Origin of the sequence: Vreelandella maris, from assembly GCF_013371085.1 — a bacterium.
Lineage (GTDB): Bacteria > Pseudomonadota > Gammaproteobacteria > Pseudomonadales > Halomonadaceae > Vreelandella > Vreelandella maris.
In genome coordinates this window covers 1-1,453 of record NZ_JABWCV010000076.1, presented here as the reverse complement: position 1 = coordinate 1,453, position 1,453 = coordinate 1, and the positions used below count along the sequence as shown (strand labels likewise).

Below are 1,453 nucleotides of genomic sequence, written 5' to 3'. Positions count from 1 at the left end.
GGCGGATTCAATCGGTCGACGCAACACCTCGATATTGGAGGTGTTACATGGGAAGATCATCTAGTTGGATCGCTGAAAAGACTGGGCGAGCACCGATGCGTTCGCCTGGTCGACCAAGCATCAATCAGCGGAGTACCAATCGCGCATTCTGGAAGCGAATAGCTGAGGGGTTATCGAGCGAGGATGCAGCTTTGGCGTGTGGTGTATCACAACCGTTGGGGCCACGGTGGTTCCGCGAGGCAGGCGGGATGGCACCCTCTAACTTGGTGCCACCCTCAGGGCGTTATTTGTCGTTCCCAGAGCGCGAGGAACTCGCACTATTGCGAGTCCAGGGGCACGGGGTTCGTGAGATTGCACGGTGTCTAGGAAGGTCACCGTCGACGATCTCGCGCGAATTGCGCCGTAACGCTGCGACCCGGGGCGGTGTGTTGGAGTACCGGGCCACAGTCGCGCAGTGGAAAGCAGAGCTAGCCGCCAAACGGCCCAAAACTGCCAAGCTTGCAGGGAATGGCTGGTTGCAGGCTTACGTGCAATCACGTCTGGCTGGCGAGGTGACCGATGCTGAAGGCAGACCTATTCCCGGCCCGAATGTGCCATGGCGAGGACGGCGGCATGGTCGCCGAGCCGACCGGCGGTGGGGAGTCAGTTGGAGTCCTGAGCAGATCAGCCGTCGACTGCGGGTAGACTTTCCAGATGATGAGACGATGAGGATTTCTCACGAGGCGATCTATCAGGCCCTCTACATTCAAGGCCGCGGTGCACTTCGTCGTGAACTGTCCGCGTGTCTGCGTACTGGCCGGGCATTGCGGGTACCACGAGCGAGAACCCAGCAGCGCGGTAAACACTACCTCTCGCCCGAGGTGATGATCAGCCAGCGCCCGGCGGAGGTTGCTGATCGCGCTGTCCCCGGCCACTGGGAAGGCGACCTAATCATTGGATTGAACAGCTCCGCAATCGGTACCTTAGTCGAGCGCACGAGTCGGTTCACGCTACTTCTTCACTTGCCGCCCATGCATGATCATGGAACGGGCGCCAGAGTTAAGAACGGACCTGCTTTGGCTGGTCACGGGGCTGAGGCTGTTCGCGATGCTATCGCCATAAAGATCGCCACACTGCCCGAACAGCTGCGGAAATCGCTCACTTGGGATCAAGGCGCGGAGCTGGCCCAGCATGCACAGCTACGACTTGATACTGGCTTGGCAATCTACTTCTGTGACCCCCGAAGTCCCTGGCAGCGTGGGACTAACGAGAACACCAATGGTCTGCTGCGCCAATACTTTCCCAAGGGTACTGACATTAGCAGGTATTCTGAGCATGAGCTTGACGCTGTCGCGACGACTCTCAACGACAGACCTCGTAAAACACTTGATTGGAAAACACCTGCTGAAGCTCTCAAAGAACTACTATTTTCAGCATCATAAGCCAGTGTTGCGACGGCCCCTTGAACCTAAGC

Annotated in this window: 1 protein-coding gene; it reads left to right on the top strand. The window is 58.2% G+C overall.

Going from position 1 to position 1,453, the window contains the following annotated elements; translation table 11 throughout:
• Nucleotides 1-47 precede the first annotated feature (47 nt).
• The gene (locus tag HUO07_RS21500) at nucleotides 48-1,421 is read left to right on the top strand and encodes an IS30 family transposase (protein ID WP_206604606.1); all 1,374 of its coding nucleotides are present in this window, start codon (nucleotides 48-50) and stop codon (nucleotides 1,419-1,421) included.
• Nucleotides 1,422-1,453: the final 32 nt, after the last annotated feature.